The organism is Paracoccus stylophorae (assembly GCF_028553765.1).
GTDB classification, from domain to species: domain Bacteria; phylum Pseudomonadota; class Alphaproteobacteria; order Rhodobacterales; family Rhodobacteraceae; genus Paracoccus; species Paracoccus stylophorae.
Genome location: NZ_CP067134.1, coordinates 1,040,770 through 1,066,566 on the forward strand (window position 1 = coordinate 1,040,770; position 25,797 = coordinate 1,066,566).

At 67.8% G+C, this 25,797-nt stretch carries 21 protein-coding genes; 16 read left to right on the forward strand and 5 right to left on the reverse strand.

Going from position 1 to position 25,797, the window contains the following annotated elements; genetic code table 11:
- Positions 1–9: 9 nt before the first annotated feature.
- The gene (locus JHW45_RS05165; protein ID WP_272859871.1) at positions 10–252 is read right to left on the reverse strand and encodes an I78 family peptidase inhibitor; all 243 of its coding nucleotides are present in this window, start codon (positions 250–252) and stop codon (positions 10–12) included.
- Between the two features lie 201 nt (positions 253–453).
- Positions 454–3,225: an aconitate hydratase AcnA gene (gene acnA / locus JHW45_RS05170; RefSeq protein WP_272859872.1), complete on the reverse strand. Its 2,772-nt coding sequence runs from the start codon at positions 3,223–3,225 to the stop codon at positions 454–456.
- Positions 3,226–3,479: 254 nt separating this feature from the next.
- Here acnA and JHW45_RS05175 point away from each other — a divergent pair, with 254 nt between their 5' ends.
- The 3 genes from JHW45_RS05175 to JHW45_RS05185 all read left to right on the forward strand — a co-directional run bounded on the left by JHW45_RS05175 (position 3,480) and on the right by JHW45_RS05185 (position 6,094).
- Positions 3,480–4,445 (forward strand): DUF1223 domain-containing protein, encoded by a 966-nt coding sequence (locus JHW45_RS05175; RefSeq protein WP_272859873.1) that lies wholly within the window; start codon positions 3,480–3,482, stop codon positions 4,443–4,445.
- A gap of 122 nt (positions 4,446–4,567) precedes the next feature.
- Positions 4,568–5,467: a DMT family transporter gene (locus JHW45_RS05180; protein WP_272860548.1), complete on the forward strand. Its 900-nt coding sequence runs from the start codon at positions 4,568–4,570 to the stop codon at positions 5,465–5,467.
- 18 nt (positions 5,468–5,485) lie between these two features.
- Positions 5,486–6,094: an inner membrane-spanning protein YciB gene (locus tag JHW45_RS05185; protein ID WP_272859874.1), complete on the forward strand. Its 609-nt coding sequence runs from the start codon at positions 5,486–5,488 to the stop codon at positions 6,092–6,094.
- Between the two features lie 36 nt (positions 6,095–6,130).
- On the opposite strand, the gene JHW45_RS05190 is transcribed toward JHW45_RS05185, so the two are convergent.
- Positions 6,131–7,024: a DUF726 domain-containing protein gene (locus JHW45_RS05190; protein WP_272859875.1), complete on the reverse strand. Its 894-nt coding sequence runs from the start codon at positions 7,022–7,024 to the stop codon at positions 6,131–6,133.
- A gap of 688 nt (positions 7,025–7,712) precedes the next feature.
- Between JHW45_RS05190 and JHW45_RS05195 the strand changes: the two genes are divergently transcribed.
- The 7 genes from JHW45_RS05195 to JHW45_RS05225 all read left to right on the forward strand — a co-directional run bounded on the left by JHW45_RS05195 (position 7,713) and on the right by JHW45_RS05225 (position 15,982).
- Positions 7,713–10,511, forward strand: a complete 2,799-nt coding sequence (locus JHW45_RS05195; protein WP_272859876.1) for an Rne/Rng family ribonuclease — start codon at positions 7,713–7,715, stop codon at positions 10,509–10,511.
- Between the two features lie 109 nt (positions 10,512–10,620).
- Entirely contained in the window at positions 10,621–11,364 is a 744-nt protein-coding gene (locus JHW45_RS05200) for a cytochrome c biogenesis CcdA family protein (RefSeq protein ID WP_272859877.1), read from the forward strand.
- Between the two features lie 150 nt (positions 11,365–11,514).
- Complete coding sequence (gene ftsW, locus JHW45_RS05205; protein WP_272859878.1) at positions 11,515–12,678, forward strand: putative lipid II flippase FtsW; 1,164 nt, start codon at positions 11,515–11,517, stop codon at positions 12,676–12,678.
- The gene (locus JHW45_RS05210) at positions 12,678–13,763 is read left to right on the forward strand and encodes a UDP-N-acetylglucosamine--N-acetylmuramyl-(pentapeptide) pyrophosphoryl-undecaprenol N-acetylglucosamine transferase (RefSeq protein ID WP_272859879.1); all 1,086 of its coding nucleotides are present in this window, start codon (positions 12,678–12,680) and stop codon (positions 13,761–13,763) included. The genes ftsW and JHW45_RS05210 overlap by 1 nt, the downstream gene beginning before the upstream one ends.
- A complete protein-coding gene (gene murC / locus JHW45_RS05215; protein ID WP_272859880.1) occupies positions 13,760–15,187 on the forward strand; it encodes a UDP-N-acetylmuramate--L-alanine ligase in 1,428 nt (475 codons plus the stop codon). Before JHW45_RS05210 ends, murC begins: the two co-directional genes overlap by 4 nt.
- Positions 15,184–15,441, forward strand: a complete 258-nt coding sequence (locus JHW45_RS05220; protein ID WP_272859881.1) for a DUF2484 family protein — start codon at positions 15,184–15,186, stop codon at positions 15,439–15,441. The genes murC and JHW45_RS05220 overlap by 4 nt, the downstream gene beginning before the upstream one ends.
- 118 nt (positions 15,442–15,559) lie before the next feature.
- Positions 15,560–15,982 (forward strand): DUF4177 domain-containing protein, encoded by a 423-nt coding sequence (locus tag JHW45_RS05225; RefSeq protein WP_272859882.1) that lies wholly within the window; start codon positions 15,560–15,562, stop codon positions 15,980–15,982.
- A gap of 46 nt (positions 15,983–16,028) precedes the next feature.
- On the opposite strand, the gene JHW45_RS05230 is transcribed toward JHW45_RS05225, so the two are convergent.
- On the reverse strand, positions 16,029–17,102 hold the full coding sequence (locus tag JHW45_RS05230) for a hypothetical protein (protein WP_272859883.1): 1,074 nt from the start codon (positions 17,100–17,102) through the stop codon (positions 16,029–16,031).
- A gap of 164 nt (positions 17,103–17,266) precedes the next feature.
- Here JHW45_RS05230 and JHW45_RS05235 point away from each other — a divergent pair, with 164 nt between their 5' ends.
- Positions 17,267–18,892 carry a glycosyltransferase gene (locus tag JHW45_RS05235; RefSeq protein WP_272859884.1) on the forward strand — a complete coding sequence of 542 codons (1,626 nt, stop codon included), beginning with the start codon at positions 17,267–17,269 and terminating at the stop codon, positions 18,890–18,892.
- Between the two features lie 3 nt (positions 18,893–18,895).
- Positions 18,896–19,798 carry a glycosyltransferase family 2 protein gene (locus JHW45_RS05240; RefSeq protein WP_272859885.1) on the forward strand — a complete coding sequence of 301 codons (903 nt, stop codon included), beginning with the start codon at positions 18,896–18,898 and terminating at the stop codon, positions 19,796–19,798.
- Between the two features lie 16 nt (positions 19,799–19,814).
- Here JHW45_RS05240 and JHW45_RS05245 read toward each other — a convergent pair whose 3' ends face one another.
- Positions 19,815–20,951, reverse strand: coding sequence for a UDP-galactopyranose/dTDP-fucopyranose mutase family protein (locus JHW45_RS05245; RefSeq protein WP_272859886.1), 1,137 nt, complete (start codon positions 20,949–20,951; stop codon positions 19,815–19,817).
- Between the two features lie 346 nt (positions 20,952–21,297).
- Here JHW45_RS05245 and murB point away from each other — a divergent pair, with 346 nt between their 5' ends.
- The 4 genes from murB to ftsA all read left to right on the forward strand — a co-directional run bounded on the left by murB (position 21,298) and on the right by ftsA (position 25,619).
- Positions 21,298–22,242: a UDP-N-acetylmuramate dehydrogenase gene (murB, locus tag JHW45_RS05250; protein ID WP_272859887.1), complete on the forward strand. Its 945-nt coding sequence runs from the start codon at positions 21,298–21,300 to the stop codon at positions 22,240–22,242.
- 191 nt (positions 22,243–22,433) lie between these two features.
- Entirely contained in the window at positions 22,434–23,324 is an 891-nt protein-coding gene (locus tag JHW45_RS05255; protein WP_272859888.1) for a D-alanine--D-alanine ligase, read from the forward strand.
- Positions 23,312–24,277 (forward strand): cell division protein FtsQ/DivIB, encoded by a 966-nt coding sequence (locus JHW45_RS05260; protein WP_272859889.1) that lies wholly within the window; start codon positions 23,312–23,314, stop codon positions 24,275–24,277. Before JHW45_RS05255 ends, JHW45_RS05260 begins: the two co-directional genes overlap by 13 nt.
- 7 nt (positions 24,278–24,284) lie before the next feature.
- Positions 24,285–25,619, forward strand: a complete 1,335-nt coding sequence (ftsA, locus tag JHW45_RS05265) for a cell division protein FtsA (RefSeq protein ID WP_272859890.1) — start codon at positions 24,285–24,287, stop codon at positions 25,617–25,619.
- The last annotated feature ends 178 nt before the right edge of the window (positions 25,620–25,797 follow it).

A 25,797-nucleotide genomic window follows, 5' to 3' on the forward strand; every position in this document is an offset into this window, starting at 1 on the left:
GGCCCTCCATCAGCCGCAGGTGACGCGCGCGATCCAGCCCTTGGGATCGACAAAGACATTCAGCCGGTCGGGATCGTGATCCTGCGTCAGCGTGTCGCCGGGGCTGATGATGCGCTGACGCAGATCGGCGGGCAGGGTGACCGCCCCGATATTCTGACCGACCAGCGCCTGATGGGCGACCTGATCGCAGCGCGCAACCGGCACCGATGTCGTCGTCGCGCAGGCGGCCAGCATCGCCGGCAACGCAGCCATGATCGCAAATCCTGTCAGTCGTGATGTCATCGGATTCCCTCTTTCCCTGCCTCTCGTCCCGCCAGCATGATCCGCCTTGGCCCGTGGTGCCAAGATGATTCCGATGAATACTGCGAATTTTCGCCGCGGGGCCGGATCAGGACAAAAAAAGACCCCCGGCGCACGTCCGGGGGTCTTTTCCGTGGCAGCGACCGGCGCGGATTACGCCGCGGCCAGGTCGCGCAGCACGTAATGCAGCACGCCGCCATTCTTGAGATAGTCGATTTCCACCTCGGTATCGACGCGGGCGCGCAGCTTGATCTCTTTCTCGGTGCCGTCGGCATAGGTGATCTTGCAGGGCACCACCGCCTGCGCCTTGAAGTCGCCCGCCAGCCCCTCGATCGAGATCGTCTCGTCGCCGGTCAGGTTCAGCGTGTTGCGGGTGTCGCCGTCGGTGAACTCGAACGGGATCACCCCCATGCCGACCAGGTTCGACCGGTGGATGCGTTCGAACGATTCCGCGATCACCGCCTTGACGCCCAGCAGGTTGGTCCCCTTGGCCGCCCAGTCGCGCGACGATCCGGCGCCGTATTCCACCCCGCCGATGACGACCAGCGGCGTGCCCTGTTCCGCATATTCCATCGCCGCGTCATAGATGGATTTCTGCTGCCCGTCCGGCCCCTTGGTATAGCCGCCCTCGACATCGTCCAGCATCTCGTTGCGGATGCGGATATTGGCGAAGGTGCCGCGCATCATCACCTCGTGGTTGCCGCGCCGCGAGCCATAGCTGTTGAACTCGCGCGGGGTCACGCCACGCTCGGTCAGGTAGGTCCCGGCCGGGGTGGTGTCCCTGAACGACCCGGCGGGCGAGATGTGGTCGGTGGTGATCATGTCGCCCAGCAAGGCCAGGATTCGCGCCCCCTCGATATTCTCGATCTTGCCCGGCTTCTTCGACATGCCCTGGAAATAGGGCGGGTTCTGGATATAGGTCGAGCTTTCCGGCCAGTCATAGGTTTCGCTGTCCGTCACCTCGACCGAACGCCAGCGTTCGTCGCCCTTGAAGACATCGCCATATTTGTCGATGAACATCTCGCGCGTGACGACGCTGCCGACCAGATCGGCCACCTCCTGGGTCGTCGGCCACAGATCCTTCAGATAGACATCGTTGCCGTCCTTGTCCTGACCCAGAGGATCGCGGGTCAGGTCGATATTCATGTCCCCGGCCAGCGCATAGGCCACCACCAGCGGCGGGCTGGCCAGATAGTTGGCGCGCACGTCCGGGCTGATCCGGCCCTCGAAGTTGCGGTTGCCCGACAGGACCGACACCGCGATCAGGTCGTTATCGGCGATGCATTTCGAGATTTCAGGCTCCAGCGGGCCCGAATTGCCGATACAGGTGGTGCAGCCATAGCCCACCAGATCGAACCCGATCGCGTCCAGATCGTCCTGAAGCCCGGCGGCTTCCAGATACTCGGACACGACCTGCGATCCCGGCGCCAGCGAGGTCTTGACCCACGGCTTGCGCGTCAGGCCGCGTTCGCGCGCCTTGCGGGCGACCAGCCCGGCGGCCATCATCACCGACGGGTTCGAGGTGTTGGTGCAGGACGTGATCGACGCGATCACGATGCTGCCGTCATGAAGCTTGTAGTCCTGGCCTTCGACCTCGCCCTCGGCAAAGCCCTGATGGCGTCCGCCCGGCACATAGCCCGGTTCGCGTGCGCCGCCCTCGGCCCGCCATCCGGCCTCGTCCTCGTCATCGGCATCGGGGAACCGCACGCCGCGCACCATCTTCAGGAAGGCATCGGCCGACTGGTCCAGCGGGGTGTGATCCTGCGGACGCTTGGGGCCGGAAATCGCCGGCACCACGTCCGCCAGATCCAGATGCAGGGTCGAGGAATAGACCGGCTCGTAATCCTTGCCGCGCCACATTCCGTTCTCGCGCGCATACGCTTCGACCAGCGCGATCCGGTCCTTGTCGCGGCCGGTCTGTTCCAGATAGCGCAGCGTTTCCTGGTCGATGGGGAAAAAGCCGCAGGTGGCGCCGTATTCGGGCGCCATGTTGGCAATGGTGGCACGGTCGGCCAAGGGCATGTTGTCCAGCCCCTCGCCATAGAATTCCACGAACTTGCCCACGACGCCGTGCTTGCGCAGCATCGCCACGACCTTCAGCACCAGATCGGTGGCGGTGACGCCTTCCTTCATCGCGCCGGTGATCTTGAAGCCCACGACCTCGGGGATCAGCATCGAGATCGGCTGTCCCAGCATCGCCGCCTCGGCCTCGATCCCGCCGACGCCCCAGCCCAGCACGGCAAGGCCGTTGACCATGGTGGTGTGGCTGTCGGTGCCGACCAGCGTGTCGGGATAGGCGACCTGCTTGCCGTCCTGATCCTCGTCGGTCCAGACGGTCTGCGCCAGATATTCCAGGTTCACCTGATGGCAGATGCCGGTTCCGGGCGGGACGACGCGAAAGTTGCGGAACGCCTTCTGGCCCCATTTCAGGAACTGGTAACGCTCGATATTGCGTTCGTATTCGCGATCCACGTTGAACTGGAACGCGCGCGGCGTGCCGAATTCGTCGATCATCACCGAATGGTCGATGATCAGATCGACCGGGTTCAGCGGGTTGATCTTCTGCGCATCGCCGCCAAGCGCCACGATCCCGTCGCGCATCGCGGCCAGATCGACCACCGCGGGGACGCCGGTGAAGTCCTGCATCAGCACGCGGGCGGGACGATAGGCGATCTCGCGCGGGTTCTGGCCGCCCTTGTCGGCCCATTCGGCAAAGGCCTTGATGTCGTCGGTGCTGACGGTCTTGCCGCCATCCTCGAAGCGCAGCATGTTCTCCAGCACGACCTTCAGCGAGGCGGGCAGCTTCGAGAAATCGCCCAGACCCGCATCGGTGGCGGCGGCGATCGAGTAATAATCGACCTTCTGGTCGCCCACGCTCAGCGTGCGGCGCGTCTTGGCGGTATCTGTTCCGGTCTGAATCGGCATCAGGGCCTCCCTGTCTGCAAGATGGATGGGTCGGGCATGCGTCTCTCCTGCTTTGCCCCAAGCCGCTGCACTGTGCAAGTGCGTTGGGCAGGGGCGTCGGCGCATGATTGTATGCAAATGCATACCATTTCCGGCGCTGTTGCTCAAGGGGCACTGGCGCGAAATCACGCGGCGGCTAACAAAGCCTTGATTTGTTCCCGCCGTCCCGCAGCCGCTATGCAGAGGGACGTCACGGACAAAAGCTGGACGAATACATGCTTGGCTTGGCAGAACATCGGCAGGGCGGACACTGGTGCCGCGCGATTGCGGGGGCGGCGGCGGCTGCGCTTGTCGGCCTGCTGATCGCGCCGGGTCTGGCGGCTGCCGACGATGCGGCCAGCGGATCGGAGGCGGCTGCGGCCGGAACCGGCGCGCCGGTGATCGCCGCGCCTGACGATCCGGGGCGGGCGCCGCCGGGCCTGGCCGACATCGTGCGGTCCGAAAGCGCCGGGTTCAACAGCTTTGCGCCCGCCGATGCGCCGCTGCCGCCGGACAGCTTTTCGCCATCGCAACTGCCGGTCGTGGTCGAGCTGTTCACCTCGCAGGGGTGTTCGTCCTGCCCGCCCGCCGATGCGATGCTGGCCGGGCTGGCCGGGGCGCCGGGCGTGCTGCCCTTGTCCTATCACGTCGATTACTGGGATTACCTGGGCTGGGCCGACAGTTTCGCCAAACCCGAATTCACCCGCCGGCAAGAGGATTATGCCCGCGCCGCCGGCGAACGCGCGCTGTATACGCCGCAGCTGATCGTGGACGGGCAGGACACCGCCGTGGCACCCGGACCGGCGCAGCTGATGGCGCTGATCGACGCCAACCGCCTGTCCCCCGCCATGCTGGGCGTCCAGCGCGAAACGACCGACAAGGGCGAAGAGATCGAGCTGACCCCCCTGTCCGACATGGAGGCCGAGGTCGGGATCGTGCTGGTCCGCTATGCGCCCGAACGCAAGGTCAAGGTCACGGCGGGCGAGAACCGGGGCCGCACCGTGACCTATGTGAACGTGGTGCTGGCCGTGGACCCGGTGGCCGACTGGGACGGCGCAAAGCCGCTGCGCCTGACGATCCGGCCCGATGGCGAGGCCGATGACAGCTTTCCCGCCGATGCGCGTCATGTCCTGCTGGTGCAGGCCGAACGGGCGGGCAGCGATCTGCCGGGCCGCATCCTGGCCGCGATCCGGCTGGACTGACCGCCGCGATCCACCGGGGCCACGCGCGCAGCCGCGCACCCCGAATCATGCCCCGCGCCTGATCCCGCACCTCCGCCCCGGCTGCACTTGCAGATTCTGCAATGCTGCGCCATCACGCCGGGATGAGCGACTGGATCATCTCGATCGCCGGCACGCCCGAGGGCGCGCGCATCGCCTCGATTCTGGCGCTGTCGGCGGCGTTTCTGCACGCGATCTTCGGCGCGTTGCAGAAGGGGCGGCACGATCCGTGGCTCAGCCGCGCGGCGATCGACCTCAGCTATGGGCTGATGGCGCTGCCCGTCGCGCTGTTCGTGGTGCCGCCGCCCTCGGCGCAGCTGTGGCCGGTGCTGCTGGGCGCAATGGCCATCCACATCGCCTACAAGGTGGCGCAGGCGCTGACCTATTCGCGCGGCGCCTATACCGTCGTCTATCCGGTCGTGCGCGGCAGCGCGCCCCTGTTCGCGGTGATCGCCGCCGGCGTGGTGTTTCACGAACATTTCAACGCGGTGCAGTGGGGCGGAGTGCTGCTGCTGACGGGCGGGATCTTCGGGCTGGCGGCCTATAACCGGTCGCGCCTGATCGTGGGGCGCGAGACGCTGGGCCCGGCGCTGGCATGGGCGCTGGTGACGGGCGCGTTCGTGGCGCTGTATACCACCTATGACGCGTGGGGCATCAGGCTGGCCGCGGACCCGTTCACCTTTCTGGCGTGGTTTTTCGTGCTGGATTCGATCTTCATGCCGATCTGGAACCTGCCCCGCCTGATCCGCCTGCGACCGCCGCAGATCGCGCCGCTGGCCGCGCGCGGCGTTCTTGGCGCGCTGGTGGCCTTCGCCAGTTTCGGCGCGATCATGCTGGCCACGCGGATCGACGATGTCGGGCGCGCGGCGGTGCTGCGGGAAACCTCGACCGTGTTCGCGGCCCTTGTGGGCTGGCTGATCCTGGGCGAAAAGGTGGGGCCGGCGCGCGCGGCGCTGATGGCTCTGATCGCGGCGGGCGCGGTGGTGGTGGAATTCGCCGCCTGACACGGCAGGAGAGACGCGATGAAAGACACGAAACCCTGGCTGAAACCGGCGCTGGAGCTTGGCCCCGTGCTGGTGTTCTTTCTCGTCTTCATCCTCAGGCGCGGCGAAACCACCGTGATCGCGGGCCAGGAATACAGCGCCTTCATCCTGGCCACGCTGGTCTTCATTCCGGCGCTGGCGCTGACGACGGCGATCCAGTGGCGGCTGACCGGCCGGCTGGCGCCGATGCAGGTCGCCACGCTGGTGCTGGTGATCGTGTTCGGCGGGCTGTCGGTCTGGCTGAACGATCCGCGCTTCTTCAAGATCAAGCCGACGATGATCTATCTGCTGTTCGCGGCAATCCTTGGCTACAGCCTGATCGCGCGGCGCAACTGGCTTCAGGCGGTGCTGTCCGAGGCGTTGCCGATGGACGCGCAGGGCTGGCGCAAGCTGACCTTCCGGATGGTGATGCTGTTTCTGGCGCTGGCCGCCGCGAACGAGATCGTCTGGCGGACGATGTCCGAAACCTCATGGGTCTATTTCAAGACCTTCGGCCTGCCGGTGATCCTGTTCGTCTTCCTGATGGCCAATGCCGGGCTGTATCGCGCCCACGCGACCGAACCTTCCGCCGATGACAAGGGGGAATAGCCGGTCGCAGGATCGCGCGGCTTCGGACGCGTCGCCTCAGCCGCGCGCCAGGCCGAATGGCGCGGGCCCCGCCAGCAGCCGCGACCAGCGCGGCTCGATCCGTCCGGGCAGGCGGGCATGCAGCATCCCGATGGGCAGCGCCCAGGGCTGGCACAGCGCGGTGCGATAGAAATCGAACAGACCCTGCCGCAGATAGGGCGTCCAGTGCGACAGCCGCAGCGGACAGCGTTCGGTGGGAAAACCCAGCATCTCCAGCGCGGCCAGCGTTTCGACGTGATCGATCTGCACATCGACCCAGTTGCGGGCAGGCGTATCCAGCCCGAAACCCAGCGTCTGCCGCCGGCCCAGCGCCAGCCATTGTTCCATCGCGAAATCGAACAGATCGTTTTCGCGCGACATGACATTGATGATCTCCGCACGCCGCCCGGCGGGCGCGGCCAGCGCGGCGGCGGCCGCATCGCGGAACTCGGCCCCCGTCAGCAGGATGACGCGCCCGATACTGCCCGGCTGCGCCCGGTGCAGCGCCTGCAGGGCGACCCGCGCGCCCAGCGAATGACCGATCACCGACACCGGCCGCCCGGCCCGGTCCGCCAGTTCCGACAGGATCGCGGCCAGCGATCCGCCGGCCTCGCTTGCGCGGCCATAGGCGCGGCGCAGACCGCCCCGCGCCTCCCAGCCGAAGGCCAGGGCCAGCCCCTCACCCGGCTGGCCGGTGCCAAAGCCAAGCCCGCGCGGCCACGACCGGGCCCGGCGGCTGCGATCGGGGTCCAGCGACAGGATATGGCGATGCGGGTCATGGCGGGGATCGCGCGGCGAATAGCGGTATCCGTGGACCATCGCAACGATGGGTGCGCCGGCGGGAAGGCTGGCCGCTATCTGCCACAGCCGCTGCGGCGGGGCCTGATGCGCATTGACCTTGACGACGGGCATTCCGATTCTCCTTCGCGTTCCCGTTCGGATGGAACAGTGCCCCGATGTTGCAACAGGGGCGTGAAAGAAGCGTTAAGCCGGCGTGAAGCAGGCGCGCCGCGCGGCGCTTAAAAATAAAAACTGTTTTCAAATCATATGCGTGTGACGATTTCCTCAACGCCGCCGCAGCTTCCGCGCCAGTCCCGTTACGCGCCCACACCCGCCCGACACAGCCATCCCCCGCATCGCCCGCGCCACGGGCGGACCGCCGCCTGCCGCCGCCTCGATTCGGACGGCACACGTTTTGGCATTGAATTTTCCCCGCTTCAGCCTCTATGTTGCGCCTATGCGTCGCGCGGCCTCAACTTGGGGTTGCGACGCCCACAGTTTCGCAGCGCGGCACCTCTGGTCCCGGCCCGACGGGCAGGCGGCATGTGCCACGCGGAAAAACCGCCCGGGGTCCGCGATCCGTCGCGACCGGGGCAATGTCAGACAGCGGCCCGGCCGGTCATTTCGGCCGACGGGTCTTTACAAGGAACAGACGCGATGACGCGCGCGACGGACGGACAGGTTCACGGAGGGCAGGCCACAGGCCGCGCCGGGCCGGCCACCGCTGCCATCGCCGCATCCGCGTCCCCATCATCCAGCAGTCGCGTTCGGGTCAGGCCATCGGCGCCGCCCGGATTCCGCCTGCGCGAAAGATATAAAAATGGCAAAGAAAATGCTGATCGACGCCACCCATCCCGAAGAGACTCGGGTGGTCGTGGTCGATGGAACCAAGGTCGAAGAATTTGATTTCGAGACCGCAAACAAGCGCCAGATCTCGGGGAACATCTATCTCGCCAAGGTGACGCGGGTCGAACCCTCGCTGCAGGCGGCGTTCGTGGATTACGGCGGCAATCGCCACGGCTTTCTGGCGTTTGCTGAAATCCACCCCGATTATTACCAGATCCCGGCCGCCGATCGCGCGGCGCTGATGGCCGAGGAACGCGCCCACGCCGAGGCGCAGGAGGCCGAGGAAGAGAGCGGCCGCCGCCGCAAATCCTCGCGCGCGGCCTCATCCGGCAACGGCGAGCGCAGCTCGGACGACGGCAACGGCGAGAATGGCGGCGACAACGGCAACGGCCGGAACGGCGATGCCAATGGCAGTGACGAGTCCGGCAGCAATGACGACAGCATCGAGTCGGTCGCCGATGAATGCGTGACCGAAGAAATCTCGCCGCCGCGCAAGCCCCGCTCGCGCCGCTACAAGATCCAGGAGGTGGTCAAGGTCCGCCAGATCATGCTGGTCCAGGTCGTCAAGGAAGAACGCGGCAACAAGGGCGCGGCGCTGACCACCTATCTGTCGCTGGCGGGCCGCTATTGCGTGCTGATGCCCAACACCGCGCGCGGCGGCGGCATCAGCCGCAAGATCACCAACGCCGCCGACCGCAAGAAGCTGAAGGACATCGCGGGCGAGCTGGACGTGCCCAAGGGCGCCGGCCTGATCATCCGCACCGCCGGCAGCCAGCGCACCCGGACCGAGATCAAGCGCGATTACGAATACCTGCTGCGGCTGTGGGAACAGATCCGCGAACTGACCTTCAAGTCGGTGGCGCCCGCCCCGATCTATGAAGAAGGCGACCTGATGAAGCGGTCGATCCGCGATCTTTATTCCAAGGAGATCGACGAGGTGCTGGTCGAGGGCGAACGCGGCTATCGCACCGCCAAGGACTTCATGAAGATGATCATGCCGTCCCACGCCAAGAACGTGAAGCACTATACCGACCAGATGCCGCTGTTCGCGCGCTATCAGGTCGAAAGCTATCTTGCCGGCATGTTCAATCCCACGGTGCAGCTGAAATCGGGCGGCTATATCGTCATCGGCGTGACCGAGGCGCTGGTCGCCATCGACGTGAACTCGGGTCGTGCCACCAAGGAAGGCAGCATCGAGGAGACCGCGCTGAAGACCAACCTGGAAGCCGCCGACGAGGTGGCCCGCCAGCTGCGCCTGCGCGACCTGGCCGGTCTGATCGTCATCGACTTCATCGACATGGACGAGCGCAAGAACAACGCCGCCGTCGAAAAGCGCATGAAGGACCGGCTGAAATCGGACCGCGCGCGGATCCAGGTCGGCCGCATCTCGGGCTTTGGCCTGATGGAGATGTCGCGCCAGCGCCTGCGCCCCGGCATGCTGGAATCCACCACCCAGCCCTGTCCGCATTGCCACGGCACCGGCCTGATCCGCAGCGACGACAGCCTTGCGCTGACCATCCTGCGCGCGATCGAGGAAGAGGGGACGCGCAAACGCTCGCGCGAGGTGCTGGTGCGGGCGCCGGTCGCGGTGGCGAATTTCCTCATCAACGCCAAGCGCGAACATGTCGCCCGCATCGAGGCGCGCTATGGCATGTCGGTGCGGATCGAGGGCGACCCGTCCCTGATCTCGCCCGATTTCACGGTCGAGAAGTTCAAGACCGCGACCCGTGCGGTTCCCGACGCCGCGCCGTCGGTCCTGTCGGTCGATGCCAGGCTGATGGCCCAGATCGACGACGAGGACGACGATGACGACGACGTCACCGACGACGACGCGACCGATGAGGGCGACGAGGGCACGACCCAACACGACGCGGCCCACGACGCTGCAGACGACACCTCGGACGACAGCGACGACGATGACTCGCAGGACCGGGGCGGGAATGGCGACGATGCGGGCGACACCGCGTCGTCGGACGACGAAGGCGGACGCGGCCGCCGCAGGCGCCGCCGCCGCCGCCGGAAATCCGGCGACCGGGGCGAGGATCAGGACGGCGGCGACAACGGACAATCCGGCGACAACGAGGCGGCCGCCTCGGCGGATGACGCGCAGACGGACGACGCGCAGACGGACGACGCGCAGACGGACGATGCCCAGCCTGACGACGACGACGCCGCAGAACTGGCCGCAGCCTCGGGCAATGGCGGGCGCAGATCGCGTTCCCGCTCTCGCGGGGGGCGGCGTGGCGCGAAATCGTCGGGCGATCGGGATGCCGATGCCGGCGCGCTGCCCGAGGTGGTCGATCTGGACGACCGGTCCGACGACGACCGCGCCGAATCCCTGCCGGGGGTGAACGCCGCCCCCGACAGGCAGGCGGATCGCGACCACCGCGAACCGCGCGCCGCGGAAACCCCCGCCGCCGAACCTGCGCCGCAATCCGACGCGCGGGCCGACACCGCCTCCGGTGACGACCACGCGGACCACGCGCAGCACCAGCCGGAACCGGGCCACACGCAAGCCCCGGTGATCGCCTCGGAAGATGCGGCCCCCGGCCCCTCATCCGAGGATGCCGCCGCGCTGGACACCGCCGATGCGCAACCGGAGCCCGCTCCGGCAGCGGCAGACACCGCGCCGACCAGGGCCGAGGCTGAACCCGCGGCCGAACCGGCAGCCGAACCGCGCAAGCCCGAGATGGCCGAAGCCGACAATGCGGCGGACGACCCGGACGAGGCCGACCGGCCCAAGCGTCGCGGCTGGTGGTTGCTGGGCCGCTAACCCGTTCCCCGCGTGGCGGGCGGCCCAACGGCCCCCGCCACGCGCGACCCCACGCAACCGTGAGAACCGGGCGGCTGTGCCCGCCGCGTTCCGGCGCTAAGGTCCCGCCATGCTTGGAATCGAACTTGCCAGTGCCGCCTTTCTGCCCGCCGCCTTCGTGGCCATGCTGGCGGGGCTGCTGTCGTTCCTGTCGCCCTGCGTTCTGCCCATCGTGCCGCCCTATCTGGCCTATATGACCGGGGTCGGGCTGAACGGGCTGAAGACCGGCGAACGCAGCGCCGTCCTGCCGGCGCTGTTCTTCGTCATGGGCCTGTCCACGGTGTTTCTGGTCATGGGCTTCGCCGCCTCGGCCTTCGGCCGCGCCTTCCTGCAATATCAAGAGGTGCTGGCCCGCATCGCCGGCGTGACCGTGATCGTCATGGGCCTGCATTTCCTGCATGTCTTTCGCATCCCGATCCTGGATCAGGAGGCGCGGATCGACGCCGGCCAGCAGGGCGGCGGCGCGTTGGGCGCCTATGTGCTGGGGCTGGCCTTCGCCTTTGGCTGGACGCCCTGCATCGGCCCGCAGCTTGGCATGATCCTGTCGCTGGCGGCCACGGGCGGCGAATTGTCGCGCGGCACGGCGCTGCTGGCGGTCTATGCGCTTGGCCTGGGCATCCCGTTCCTGCTGGCCGCGCTGTTCATCCGCCGCGCCATCGGCCTGATGAACCGCATCAAGCCCTATCTGAAGACGATCGAGCGGGCGATGGGCGCGCTGCTGGTCGTCGTCGGGGTGATGCTGCTGACGGGCGCATTCTCGTCCTTCGCCTATTGGCTGCTCGAGACGTTCCCGGCGCTGGCCCTGCTGGGCTGACCGGCCGCGCTGTCCGGCGCGATACGGGTGCGCGAAGGTTTTGCAGGCCAGGGCAGAATCGGGCCGTGACACGCGGGTGGAAATTGCGTTATCCTTGCCCGCAGATCCGGATCAACCGGACAAGGCAGAGGCAGTGACGGCGGTATTCCCATGACCGAGATGGTCTTTGGCGCCGCGCCCGCAAGGGCGGGCGACCCGATTCTTCCACGCTGGTGGCGCACGCTGGACAAATGGTCCTTGGCCTGCGTGCTGGGGCTGTTCGCCATCGGCCTGTTGCTGGGGCTGGCCGCCTCGGTTCCGCTGGCCGAAAAGAACAACCTGCCGCGCTTTTACTATGTCCAGCGTCAGGCGTTTTTCGGCGGCGTCGCGATCTGCGTCATGCTGGTGATGTCGATGCTGTCGCCGCGCCAGATCCGCCGGCTGGGCGTGCTGGGTTTTCTGGGCGCGTTCCTGCTGATCCTGGCGCTGCCGTTCGTCGGCACCGATTTCGGCAAGGGCGCGACGCGCTGGCTCAGCCTGGGCTTCGTCTCGATCCAGCCCTCCGAATTTCTCAAGCCCGGTTTCGTGGCGCTGTGCGCCTGGTTCATGGCCGCCAGCCAGGAGGTCGGCGGCCCGCCGGGCCGGCTGTATTCGTTTCTGGCGGCGGTCGTGATCGTCCTGCTTCTGGCCTTTCAGCCCGATTTCGGTCAGGCGTCGCTTGTGCTGTTTTCCTGGCTGGTGATGTATTTCGTGGCCGGCGCGCCGCTGATCCTGCTGATGGGCGTGGCCTGCATCGCCGTGGCGGGCGGCGTCTTTGCCTATGGCGCCTCCGAACATTTCGCCCGCCGCATCAACGGTTTCCTCAACCCCGAGATCGACCCGCGCACCCAGATCGGCTATGCCACCAACGCCATCCAGGAGGGCGGGTTCTTCGGCGTCGGCGTGGGCGAGGGGACGGTGAAATGGTCGCTGCCCGACGCGCATACCGATTTCATCATCGCCGTCGCGGCCGAGGAATACGGCACCATCATGGTCCTCGCGATCATCGCGCTTTACTGCACCATCGTCGTGCGTTCGCTGCTGCGGCTGCTGAAGGAACGCGACCCGTTCACCCGCATCGCCGGCACCGGGCTGGCCTGCGCCTTCGGCGTTCAGGCGCTGATCAACATGGGCGTGGCGGTGCGGCTTCTGCCGGCCAAGGGCATGACGCTGCCGTTCGTCAGCTATGGCGGCAGTTCGGTGATCGCCTCGGGCATCGCGCTTGGGATGCTGCTGGCGCTGACGCGCACGCGTCCGCAGGGCGAGATGGCCGAAATCCTGCGGCGGGCGCGCTGATGGCGGACAGGCTTGCACTGATCGCGGCGGGCGGCACCGGCGGACACATGTTCCCCGCCCAGGCGCTGGCCGAGATGCTGCTGGCGAAGGGCTGGCGGGTCAAGCTGTCCACCGACGACCGCGGCGCCCGCTATGCCGGCGGCTTCCCGGCGGGGGTGCAGCGCGCGGTCGTCAGATCGGCCACCACCGCCCGCGGCGGGCTGGCGGGCAAGCTGACCGCGCCGCTGAAGATCGCGGCGGGCGTCATCGCCGCGCGCGCCGATTTCCGCCGCGACCGCCCCTCGGTCGTGATCGGCTTCGGCGGCTATCCCACCATTCCGGCGCTGTCGGCCGCGCGGACCATGCGTCTGCCCTGCATGATCCACGAACAGAACGGCGTCATGGGCCGCGTGAACCGCATCTTCGCGCCGCGCGTCCGGCGCGTGGCCTGCGGCACATGGCCGGCCGATCTGCCCGACGGGGTGCGCGGCGTCCATACCGGCAACCCGGTCCGCGCCGCCGTGCTGGACCGTGCGGGCGCGCCCTATGCCGCGCCGGGGCAGGGCGATCTGCACCTGCTGGTCATCGGCGGCTCGCAGGGGGCGCGGGTGCTGTCGGATCTGGTGCCCGCCGCCATCGCCGCGCTGCCGCAGAAGATCCGCGCCCGGCTGCGCGTCAGCCATCAGGCCCGCGCCGAGGATGCGGATCGCGTCACCGCCGCCTATGCCGATGCCGGCGTTGCCGCCGATGTCCAGCCTTTCTTTGCCGACGTGCCCGACCGGCTGGCCCGCGCGCAGCTGGTCGTCAGCCGCGCCGGCGCCTCCTCGATCGCCGACATCACCGTGATCGGCCGCCCCGCAATCCTGATCCCCTATGCCGCCGCCACCGGCGATCACCAGACCGCCAATGCGCGCGCGCTGGCGGAGGCCGGCGCGGCGCTGCTGCGTGCCGAATCGGAACTTGACGCCAGCGGACTGACGCGCGACATCGGCGCGATCCTCACCGACCCCGCGCGCGCCGCCGCCATGGCCGCCGCCAGCTTGAAACTGGGCCGCCCCGACGCGGCAAGCCGCCTTTACGACCTTGTCACGGAGATCGCCGCATGAACGCCGCCACCAAACTGCCCGGAGAGCTGGGTCCGATCCATTTCATCGGCATCGGCGGCATCGGCATGTCCGGCATCGCCGAGGTGCTGCTGACCCTTGGCTATCAGGTGCAGGGCAGCGACCTGAAGCGCAGCAAGATCACCGACCGGCTGGAAAGCCTGGGCGCCACCGTGTTCGAGGGGCAGCGCCCCGGCAATATCGGCGCGGCGGGCGTCATCGTCGTCTCGACCGCGATCCGCAAGGACAACCCCGAACTGACCGAGGCGCGGCGGCGCGGCCTGCCCGTGGTGCGCCGGGCCGAGATGCTGGCCGAACTGATGCGGATGAAATCCAATATCTGCGTGGCCGGCACCCACGGCAAGACGACGACCACCACCATGGTCGCCACGCTGCTGGACGCGGGCAACCTGGACCCCACCGTCATCAATGGCGGCGTCATCCACGCCTATGGCAGCAACGCGCGCGCGGGCGAGGGCGAATGGATGGTGGTCGAGGCCGACGAATCCGACGGCAGCTTCAACCGCCTGCCGACCGACATCGCCATCATCACCAATATCGACCCCGAACACATGGAACATTGGGGCGATTTCGATGCGCTGCGGCAGGGTTTCCTGAACTTCGCCAGCTCGATCCCGTTCTACGGTCTGGCCGTCTGCTGCACCGACCACGCCGAGGTGCAGGCGCTGGTCGGCAAGCTGACCGAACGCCGCGTCGTCACCTTCGGCTTCAACGCCCAGGCCGATGTGCGGGCGATGAACCTGCGCTATGCCGGCGGGATCGCGCATTTCGACATCGCCCTGCAAGGCGAGGGTCCGTCCGAGACCGGCGATGTCGAGATGATCGAGGATTGCACCCTGCCGATGCCCGGCGATCACAACGTCTCGAACGGCCTTGCCGCCGTCGCCGTGGCCCGCCATCTTGGCATGAAGAAGGCCGAGATCCGCGAGGCGCTGGCGAAATTCGGCGGGGTCGGGCGCCGTTTCACCCGCGTGGGCGAGGTGAACGGGGTCACCATCATCGACGATTACGGCCACCACCCGGTCGAGATTGCCGCCGTGCTGCGCGCCGCCCGCCAGGCGACCGAGGGGCGCGTCATCGCCGTGCACCAGCCGCACCGCTTTTCCCGCCTGTCCACCCTGTTCGAGGATTTCTGCACCTGTTTCAACGAGGCTGACGTGGTCGCCATCGCCGATGTCTATGCCGCGGGCGAAGACCCGATTCCCGGCGCGACCCGCGACGATCTGGTCGCCGGCCTGATCGCGCATGGCCACCGCCACGCCCGCGCCATCCTGTCCGAGGACGATCTGGAACGGCTGGTCCGCGAACAGGCGCGGCCCGGCGACATGGTCGTGTGTCTGGGCGCCGGCACGATCTCGGCCTGGGCCAACGCGCTGCCGGCGCGGCTTCAGGGAAAGGCGGCGTGACCGGGCTGCCGATCCTGACGCTGGCCGTCTCGGCCTGCTGGCTTCTTCTGGCCTGCCTGCTGCCCTTCTTTCGCCCCCATCACCGCCCGCGCGCCTTCTGGGCGCTGGTCGCGGTGGGCGTGCCGGTGCTGGGCTGGCTGACCCTGAACTGGGGTCCGATGCTGGGCGTCGCGGGCTTTGCCCTGGGGCTGGCGATCCTGTTCTGGCCGCCGCGACGGCACCCCGACGATCCGGCGCTGCCGCCGGTGGAGTGACCCCGCCGCCCACCCGCACACAGCCTTGCGCCGCGCCATGACCATCCCGGCCGCGCGCACTTTTCATGGCCCGGCTTCTGCTTTATCTGTCGGGGCCGGGATCAGTCAGGACAGCAAGATGCGTTATGAATACTCTGCCATTCCCGCCCCCTCGCGCGGCGAAAAGGCCAAGGACGCCAAGACGCCGACGCAGCGTTATGCGCTGGCGCTGACATGCGAACTGAACCGGATGGCGGGCGAAGGCTGGGAATATGTGCGCGCCGACGTGCTGCCCTCCGAGGAACGCAGCGGCATCGCCGGACGCGCGACGATCTATCACAACCTGCTGATCTTTCGCCGCGTGGTGAACGAGGAACAGACCAGCGTGGCCCGGACGCAGGACCGCCCGCAGCCCGAATACCCGGCCGCCGCCGCCCCCGCACCGCCCCCGCGCCCCGAACCCGTCCTGCCCGAGGCCGCATCCCCCCAACGCGCCCGGATTCCCGACACCGGCCCCACGCCCCCCGCGCCGGAAAAGGACGGAGCGGCCCCGAAGGGCTGAGACGGTCGGCACGGCCGGCAAAGGGGAACGTCGGTGGCGCGGCGGCTCAGGACAGCTTGTCCAGATATTCCGCCACCTTGCGGTTGATCAGCTTGCCGTCCGGGCGGATCACCTGCGCCGCCTGCATCAGCGCGCGCGCCAGCCCGATATCCACGTCTTCCGCCTTCAATGCCAGATCGCGCAAATTCTCGGCCTCTTTCTGGTTCAGCGTCTCGGTCTGCTGCAACGGCCGCAGCAGGCGCGCATAATGGTCGATCACGGCCTCGGCTGTCAGTTGGCTGGGGCGGGGTTCGTCCGCATGCTGCGCCACCTGGTCATAGGCCGAGCCGATCCGCGCCGCACGGCGATGAAATCGCGCGACATCGCCGATCGCGGTCACCGTGTGATCGTCCAGCGTGCCGGGACGCTCCTTGGACAGCCGCGTCAGCTCCAGCGTTTCCTCGGGCTGCGCCTGCTGGACCAGATCGGCCTGCTCGGGCGGCGGCATGGCGCAGCCGACGACCGACAGAAACTCGGCCAGATGGGCGCTGCCGACATTCTTGTAGGTGACAAGACGCACGTTCTCGGTCCCGAAATGACGCGCATAGACCGCCCAGATACGCTGCTGCGACAGGAAAACCTCGTTCAGGTTCATGAAGAACACCGGAAAGGTCTTGGTCGGGACCGGCCCCTTGTTCACCTCGTTGAACCAGCTTTTCAGCAGGGACAGCGGCTCCCGGATGAAGAACACCACGGTCACGCGATGGGCGGCAAGCCGGTGTTTCAGATCCTGCACGGCCGCATCGGGGTCCTTGCGCATGGCAAGCTGCACGAATTCCTCGCTGGACAGGATGACGCGGTCTTCCGGCGCGCCGGCCAGCGTCTCGTCCAGATCGGCAAAGGCCGCATCGGCCGACATTTCCTCGCGATACCACGGCGGCGGGCGAAACCCGTGCGCGCGCGCAAGGCTCAGCGACAGGTGGCCGTGATTGGTCGGGTTGTTGCGCGGGCGCGCGCAGGCGGGATACAGGAACCCGTATTCGCGCAGCCGGTGGGCATTTCCGCTGAGAAAATCCTGGATGGCCGAGGTTCCGGTCTTGTAGTGCCCGATATGCAGGAAAATCTGTTTCGCTTCGCTCATCACCACCATCGGGCCAACAGGAACCGCGCCGGTCTAGCGTCATCGGGAACGCAGGGTCAAGCCGCCAGCACGCCGCCGCACCCCCACACACGGGTTTGCGCTTTCCCGCGTTATGTGTTTCTTGCGCGCGAACTGCGTCGCTAAACCAGAGGATGATCGCGGACATGCTGCAACACGCTTCTGACAGGCCGCTTGTCCCCGCCACAGCCCAGCGGCTGGAAGGCGAGGTGAACGAGATCCGGGCGATCTATGACCGGCTTTATCCGCAACACGCGCTGACCCTGGTGCTGCTTCAGGGCGACGATCCGATCTGGGGCGCGCCCGAGGTGTTCGAAGGCCCGGTCAGCCTGGGCCCGCAGCACGTGCCGGGCAGGTTCCTGGGCATCGTCCGCCGCCCCGGCCCCCGTCCCGACGCCGCCGAGGTCACGGTGGTCCTGTCCGTGCCCCGCCCCCCGACCGAGGGCGAGATCCGCCACGCCGAAGCGCCGTGGCAGCCCGTGCGCCCGCTGGCCCCGATCTTCCGGATGCAGCCGATCCTGTACGAAGACATCCGCTACCGGTTCGAGATGCGGCGCAAGGCCAAGGCACCCGCCCGGCACGCCCACCGGCCGCTGCCCTTCGGCAAGGGCGTGGCGATCCTGTCGCCGGACCTGCCGCAGCCGCCGGCCGACCGTCCCCGCCCCGCCATCCTTATCGGCGTCCACTGGCTCGAGGTCGGGGGCGCCGAGAATCTGGCCTTCGATTGCGCCGCCTGGGCGGTCGAGGCGGGGTTGCGCGTCTTCGTCGTCGCCTCGACGCCGTCGCTGCAACGGCTGGCGCACCGGCTGCCCGGCGGCGACGATGTGCAATTCATCCGGCTGGACCGCTATCTGCCGCCGAAATTGTGGCCCCGGTTCGTGGAACGGCTGGTCACGCAGGAAAACATCCGCCTCGTCCATATCCACCACTGCGCGCCCCTGTATGACTCGCTGCCGCAACTGCGCGTCTTCGCGCCGCAGGTGCAGGTGATCGACAGCACCCATATCGTCGAATACGCCGATGGCGGCTATCCGCGCATGTCCGGCGTCTGGTCGAACTTCATCGACATCCACCACGTCATCAGCACCGGTCTGGTCGATTATTTCCGCGACCGGTTCGGCATCCTGCACAATGTCCGTCTGGGCCGGATGATCGAACGGCACGACGACCCGGCGGCGCTGCCGCGGCCAAACCTGACGCCGGGGCAGAAAACCCTGCATGTCGCCTTCATCGGCAGGCTGTATTACCAGAAACGCCCCGTCGTGCTGGCGCTGACCCTGCGGGCGCTGGATCGGTGGGCGCGCGCCAACGGCGTCGAACTGACCGCCTCGATCGTGGGCGAGGGTCCGTTCGCGCCCGCCGTGGCGCGGCTGCTGGCGCGGTTCGGGCTGCGCGAGCGGGTGACGATGCTGCCCGGCAATGCCGATGTGCCCGCGCTTCTGGGCCGCTCGGACATCCTGTTGCTGCCCTCGAACAACGAAGGTCTGGCGCTGGTCTGCTATGAGGCGATCCGGCATGGCTGCATCCCCGTCGGCACCGATGTCGGCGCGCAATCCGAAATCGTGCCCGCCGATCTGCTGGTGCCGCTTGCCCCGCGCCGCACCGTGCGCGAAACGGTCCGCCGCGTCCGCCGCCTGTGGCAGGACGCGGCGTTCCTGGACCGCCAGCACGCGGCGATGCGCGCCGCCTGGTCGCGCATCGCCGCCGATCCCACCGCGCGAGAGGTTCTGATGCCGATCTATGAACAGGCCGCCCGGCAGGCCAGGGACTAGGCGATGCAGACCCTGACCAGCACCGCCGCCGTGATCGTGACCTATAACCGCTCGGACAAGCTGATGCGGGTTCTGGATGCGCTTGCGGCGCAGACCCTGATGCCCGACCTGATCTTCGTGGTGGACAACGCCTCGACCGACGATACCCGCGAACGTGTCACGGCGCGGGCGCGCACGATGCCCAATCTGCGCTATCTGGGCCTGCCGAAGAATGTCGGCGGCGCCGGCGGGTTCCACGAGGGGATCAAGGCCGCCTATGCCGCCGGGTCAAGCTATCTGTGGGTGTCCGACGACGACGCCTATCCGCAGCCCGACGCGATCCAGAAACTGCTGGACGCCATCGGCGCGTTCGAGACGGAAAACGGCTGGCGTCCCAGCTTTGCCTGTTCGCGCGTCGAATGGATCGACAACACCATGTGCGAAATGAACACCCCCGGCCCGGCCTGGGACTGGCCGCGCTTCGTGTCGCCGGGCAAGGCGTGGGCGCTGGTCAACAGCTGTTCCTTCGTGTCGGTGCTGATCCCGCGTTGGGCGGTGGCCGCGCACGGTCTGCCGATTGCCGAGTATTTCATCTGGTTCGACGACGCCGAATATACCCGCCGCCTGTCGCGGTCCTATCCGGGGATCTTCGTGCCCGAAAGCCGGGTGATCCACGACACGCCCGAAAACAAGGGCGTGAATTACGGGCTGGTGACGCCGAAAAGCCTGTGGAAATTCGAATACGGCGCACGCAACGAAACCTCGTTCCGGCGGCGCGAACAGGGTCTGCCGGGGGTTGCGGCGTTTTTCTGGGGCGTGCGGTCGCAGATGCGGGCGGGGCAGGTTCCGGGCAGGCTGCGGCGCCGGATCTATGCGGCGATCCTGCGCGGGCTGACCTTCCGGCCCGCCATCGCGCAGGTCGACTAGGGGCGCATCACAGCGGCTAACGGGCAAAGGCCGGCATGTCGCCGCCGCCGGCGGCGCGGTCAAGGAACAGATCGGCCGTGTCCAGCGCCTCGCGGATGGTTACATCCATGTCCAGATAGCGATAGGTGCCCAAACGCCCCACAAAGGTCACGCCGCGGGTCTTTTCGGCGCGGGCGACGTAATCGCCCAGCAGCGCCTTTTCCTCGACCAGCCGGATCGGATAATAGGGGATGTCGTCCGGCCCGCAGGCGCGGCTGTATTCGCGGTAACAGACGCTGCCCGGAGGGCTTTCCCACGGGCTGAAATGCTTGTGTTCGGTGATCCGGGTCCAGGGCACGTCGCGGTCGCCGTAATTCATCACCGCGCAACCCTGATAATCGCCGTCATGGGTGAAGCGTTCGAAATCCAGCGTGCGGTATCCCAACCGCCCCAGATCATAGCCGAAAAACCCGTCCAGCGGCCCGGACCAGAAGACATGATCGGCGGCACCTGCCATGTCGGGCGCGTATGCGGTGCCCAGCTCGACCGTGATGTTCGGATGATCCAGGATCGCCGCGATCATCGGCGTATAGCCGTCGGTCGGCATCCCCTGAAAGCGGTGGAAGAAATAATTGTCGTCGTAATTGAACCGCAGCGGCAGACGTTTCAGGATCGAGGCGGGCAGTTCCGTGGGCGAACAGCCCCACTGCTTTTCGGTATAGCCCTTGAAGAACGCCTCATACAGCGCCGGCCCGACCAGGCGCAGCGCCTGTTCCTCGAAATTCTGCGGATCGGCGATGGATGTGTCGGCCTGTGCTGCGATGAACGCGCGCGCCTCGTCGGGACGCATCGTCTTGCCGAAGAACTGGTTGATCGTCAGCAGGTTCACCGGCAGCGAATAGACCGCGCCCTGCGTCGTGGACTTGACCCGGTTCTGGAACGGCATGAAATCCGAGAAGCCGTTCACATACTCCCAGACCTCGGCGTCGTCGGTGTGAAAGATATGCGGGCCATAGACATGCACCATCACCCCGGTATCGGCGTCGCGTTCGGTAAAGCAGTTGCCGCCGACATGGTCGCGCGCGTCGATGATCCGGCAGCGATGGCCGGCCTCGGCCAGCCTGCGTCCGATGACCGCGCCGGACAGCCCCGCGCCAACCAGAAGAATCTCCATTCCGTCCTGCCTTCTGCCTCACATGCACCGCCGCCGCCGGTGCATAGCCGCCGCGCCCGGCGACGACAAGCGGGCAGGGCGCACCCGCCTTGCGGACCCGGACGGGGGCGCGGTCGGGCGGCCGTTTCCTGACCGTTTCCAGACGCAACGCGCGCAAGCGGTGTACGCGCTGTGTCTGCGCGGTGCCGCCCCGGTGCACGCCATGTGCGGCCAAAACCCCAGCATTTGCTGGCCGCCACGCCCCGCCGCCCGCCGCCCCGCCGTTGCGCAACGCGCGCAGCCGTTGCCGGACCTGCGCAAAGCCGCGATATTGACGCCTTGCGCCACGGTGGCTACCAGCTTGGCCATGACGTTCGATCTTCCCAGCCCGCGCGGCATGCTGACCCAAAACCGTCCGCTTGACAGCCTGACCTGGCTGCGCGTCGGAGGCCCGGCCGACTGGCTGTTCCAACCCGCCGATCCCGCCGATCTGGCCGATTTCCTGGCCGCGCTGGACCCCGCCGTGCCGGTGTTTCCCATCGGCGTGGGCAGCAACCTGATCGTGCGCGACGGCGGCATCCGCGGCGTCGTGATCCGGCTGGGCCGCGGCTTCAACAGCATTGAAATCGAAGGCGAAACCGTGATTGCCGGGGCCGCCGCGCTGGACGCGCACGTGGCCCGGCGCGCCGCCGATGCCGGGCTGGACCTGACCTTCCTGCGCACCGTTCCGGGCAGTATCGGCGGCGCCGTGCGCATGAATGCGGGCTGCTATGGCAGCTATGTCGCCGACCATCTGGTCCGGGCGCAGGCGGTCACCCGCGACGGCCGCCGGATCGTGCTGACGCCGCAGGATCTGAACTTCGCCTATCGCCATTCCGACCTGCCCGAGGGCGCCGTCGTCACCGAGGCCGTGTTCCGCGCCGCGCCCGGCGATCCCGACGCGCTGCACCGCAAGATGGCCGACCAGCTGGCCCGCCGCGACGAAAGCCAGCCGACCCGCGAACGCAGCGCCGGCTCGACCTTCCGCAACCCCGCAGGCTTCAGCTCGACCGGCCGCGACGACGACGATCACGACCTGAAGGCATGGTCGCTGATCGACCGCGCCGGCCTGCGCGGACACAGCTGGGGCGGTGCGCAGATGTCTGAAAAGCATCCCAATTTCCTGCTGAACGCCGGCGGCGCGACCGCGGCCGAGCTTGAGGCCCTGGGCGAACTGGTCCGCCGCCGCGTGCACGAGGACAGCGGCCACGATTTGCAGTGGGAGGTGATCCGCGTGGGCGATCCGCTGCCGGACGACGCCGACCGCCCCTAGGCCGACATTCTGCGCCGGCAGACAAAATTGCCCTTTTGCGATCGGGGCTTTGCGGCTATCGTGCAGGAACAGGCGCAGGATCGGGACGAACCCGGCCGCGCATCTACCAATCAAGCCCGGAAAAACCGGGCGAACGAGGCGAAAACGTGGCGGGCAGGTCGAGCAGGACAGCCCATACCGTAGCCGTTCTGATGGGTGGCCCCTCGGCCGAGCGCGAGGTGTCACTGTCATCGGGCCGCGAATGCGCGGCGGCGCTGCGTGTGGCGGGCTATGACGTGATCGAGATCGAACTGGGACCGGACCGGGGCGACGATGTCGCAGCCCGGCTGACCCGCGTTGCCCCCGACATCGTCTTCAACGCGCTGCACGGAAAGTGGGGCGAGGATGGCTGCGTGCAGGGCATCCTTGAATGGCTGGGTCTGCCCTATACCCATTCCGGCGTTCTGGCCTCGGCCATGGCGATGGACAAGACCGCCGCCAAGCAGGCGTTCCGCGATGCCGGACTGCCGGTCGTTGCCAGCGTGATCGCCGAGGCCGCCGATGTGCGCGCCGGCCACGTCCTGCCGCCCCCTTATGTGGTCAAGCCGAATGACGAAGGCTCCAGCGTCGGCGTCTATATCGTCCACGAGGCGGCGAACGGCCCGCCGCAACTGGCCGAAACCATGCCCGCGCGGGTCATGGTCGAAACCTATGCGCCCGGCCGCGAACTGACGACGACGGTTCTGGGCGACCGCGCGCTTGGCGTGACCGAGATCGTCACAGACGGCTGGTACGATTACGACGCCAAATACACGCCGGGCGCCTCGCGCCACGTGATCCCGGCCCGGATTCCGGCCCAGATCGCGAACGCCTGTCTGGATTATGCCGTGCGCGCCCATGCGGCGCTTGGATGCCGGGGGCTGACCCGCACCGATTTTCGGTGGGACGAGGCGCGCGGTCTGGACGGGCTGATCCTGCTGGAGGTGAACACCCAGCCCGGCATGACGCCCACCTCGCTGGCGCCCGAACAGGCCGCACATGCCGGGATCGGCTTTCCCGACCTGATGCGCTGGATGGTGGAGGATGCGCTGTGTCGGACGTGATCGATCACCGCCCCGCCGCACGCGCCGAGGCACGCAACGACGCGCCGCAGCGGCACCGCGCCCGGCGCGACCCCGCGCCGTCGCGGCTGAAATACCGGCTGGAACGGATGTGGCTGCGCCCGTTCTATCGCCGGCTTGTGCGCGTGGGCGCGCCGGCCTTTCTGATCGCGATGACCGCGGGGCTGTGGCTGTCGGATCAGGATCGTCGCGCGGCGCTGACCGGCGGCGTCACAGCACTGGTCGACAAGGTGCAAAGCCGCGAGGAATTCCAGGTCCGCATGATGACGGTCGAAGGCGCCTCGCCGGTGGTGGACAAGGCGCTGCGGGCGATGCTGCCGGTCGATCTGCCGGCTTCCAGCTTCGATATCGACCTGCCGGCGCTGCGGTTGCAGGTGATGCAGCTTGACGCCATCGATTCGATCGACCTGCGGATCAAGCCGGGCGGCATCCTGTCGGCGGTGGTGACCGAACGCGAACCGGCGCTGCTGTGGCGCCATGCGCGCGGGATCGAGATCCTGGACCGCGGCGGCCACCGCGTCGCCAGCGTCACCTCGCGCGAGGTGCGGCCCGACCTGCCGCTGATCGCGGGCGACGGCGCCGATCTGATGACGGCCGAGGCGTTGCAGCTGATCGACGCGGCCGGGCCGATCCTGCCGCGGCTGCGGGGGCTGGTGCGCCGCGGCCTGCGCCGGTGGGATGTGGTGCTGGATCACGGCCAGCGCATCATGCTGCCCGAGGAGGGCGCGGTGATCGCGCTGGAGGCGGCGATCGCGCTGGACCGGGCGCAGGACATGCTGGGCCGCGATGTCAGCGTGGTCGATCTGCGCGATCCGACGCGGCCGGTCCTGCGACTGGGGATCGACGCGCGCAACACGATCCGGCAGGCGCGCGGCAAGCCCTTGCTGGGGCCGGACGGGAACATTCTTGAGGAAAAAGACAGGAAGGGGGGCTGAGACGGCGATGGCGGAATTGTATCAGACGCAGCGGGCGATGCGGAACATGCGCCGGGCGGCCCTGCAACGGGGCGTGATCGGCATTCTGGACATCGGCACCTCGAAGATCGCCTGTCTGGTGCTGAAATTCGACGGCACCGGCACGTTCCGCGAAACCGACGGTGTCGGGCCGATGGCGGGGCAGGCGAATTTTCGGGTGATCGGCGCCGCCTCGACCCGTGCGCGCGGCATGCGGCGCGGCGAGATCGAGACGATGGCCGAAACCGAACGCGCGATCCGCACCGTGGTCGCCGCCGCCCAGAAGCTTGCCGGCGTGCGGGTGGATCACGTGATCGCCTGCCTGTCGGGCGGTCGCCCCGCCTCGTACGGGCTGGCCGGAGAGATCGTGCTGGAATCGGGCAAGGTGGCCGAACACGACGTGGCCTCGGTGCTGGCTGCCTGCGACACGCCCGATTTCGGCCGCGGTCGCGAGGTGCTGCATGCCCAGCCCGTGAATTTCGCCGTCGACAACCGCAGCGGTCTGGCCGATCCGCGCGACCATGTCGGCAACCGGCTGGCCTGCGATCTGCATGTGCTGACCGTCGATGGCGACATGCTGGGCAATGTGGTCCAGTGCATCCGCCGCTGCGATCTGGAAGTGGCCGGCATCGCCTCGGCGTCCTATGCCTCGGCCCGCGCAAGCCTTGTCGAGGACGAACAGGAACTGGGCGCGGCCTGCGTGGATTTCGGCGGCGGCGGAACCGGCGTTTCGATTTTCGTTAAGCGTCACATGATCTTCTCGGACAATGTTGGAATCGGCGGGGCCCTGGTCACGCAGGACATCGCGCAGGGTCTGCGGGTTCCGCTGCCGGTGGCCGAACGGCTGAAGACACTGAATGGCGGGGTCGAGGCGACCGGCCGCGACGACCGCGACATGATCGAGGTGGGCGGCGAGACCGGCGACTGGGAGGCGGATCGCCGCGTCGTCAGCCGCGCCGACGTGATCGGCGTGATGCGGCCCCGGATCGAGGAGATTCTGGAAAACGTGCGTCAGGTGCTGGATGCCGCGGGGTTCGACTTCATGCCCAGCCAGCAGATCGTGCTGACCGGCGGCGGCAGCCAGATCCCCGGACTGGACGGGCTGGCGGCGCGCATCCTTGGCCCGAATATCCGCTGCGGCCGGCCGCTGCGAATCGACGGGCTGGCGCATCAGCTGACCGACCCCAGCTTTTCCAGCGCGGTCGGGCTGGCGCTGTTCGCCGCGCATCCGCAGGACGAATGGTGGGACTTCGAGATGCCGGCCGAGGCCTATCCGGCGCGCAGCCTGCGCCGCGCGTATCGCTGGTTCCGCAACAACTGGTGATCGCGGGATTCTTTCGCTATGGGGGTGCCTTGCCGCGCCCACCATATTCAGCGCTGTTGGCAAGATACCGCCGAGACAGCGCGACCGCACCGCCAGATTTTGCGGTTGCGGCCAGTTTTTCGGGTGACGCGAGGGCCGTCAGCCGTTACGATTGCAGCTAATACGGGGGATTCGAGCG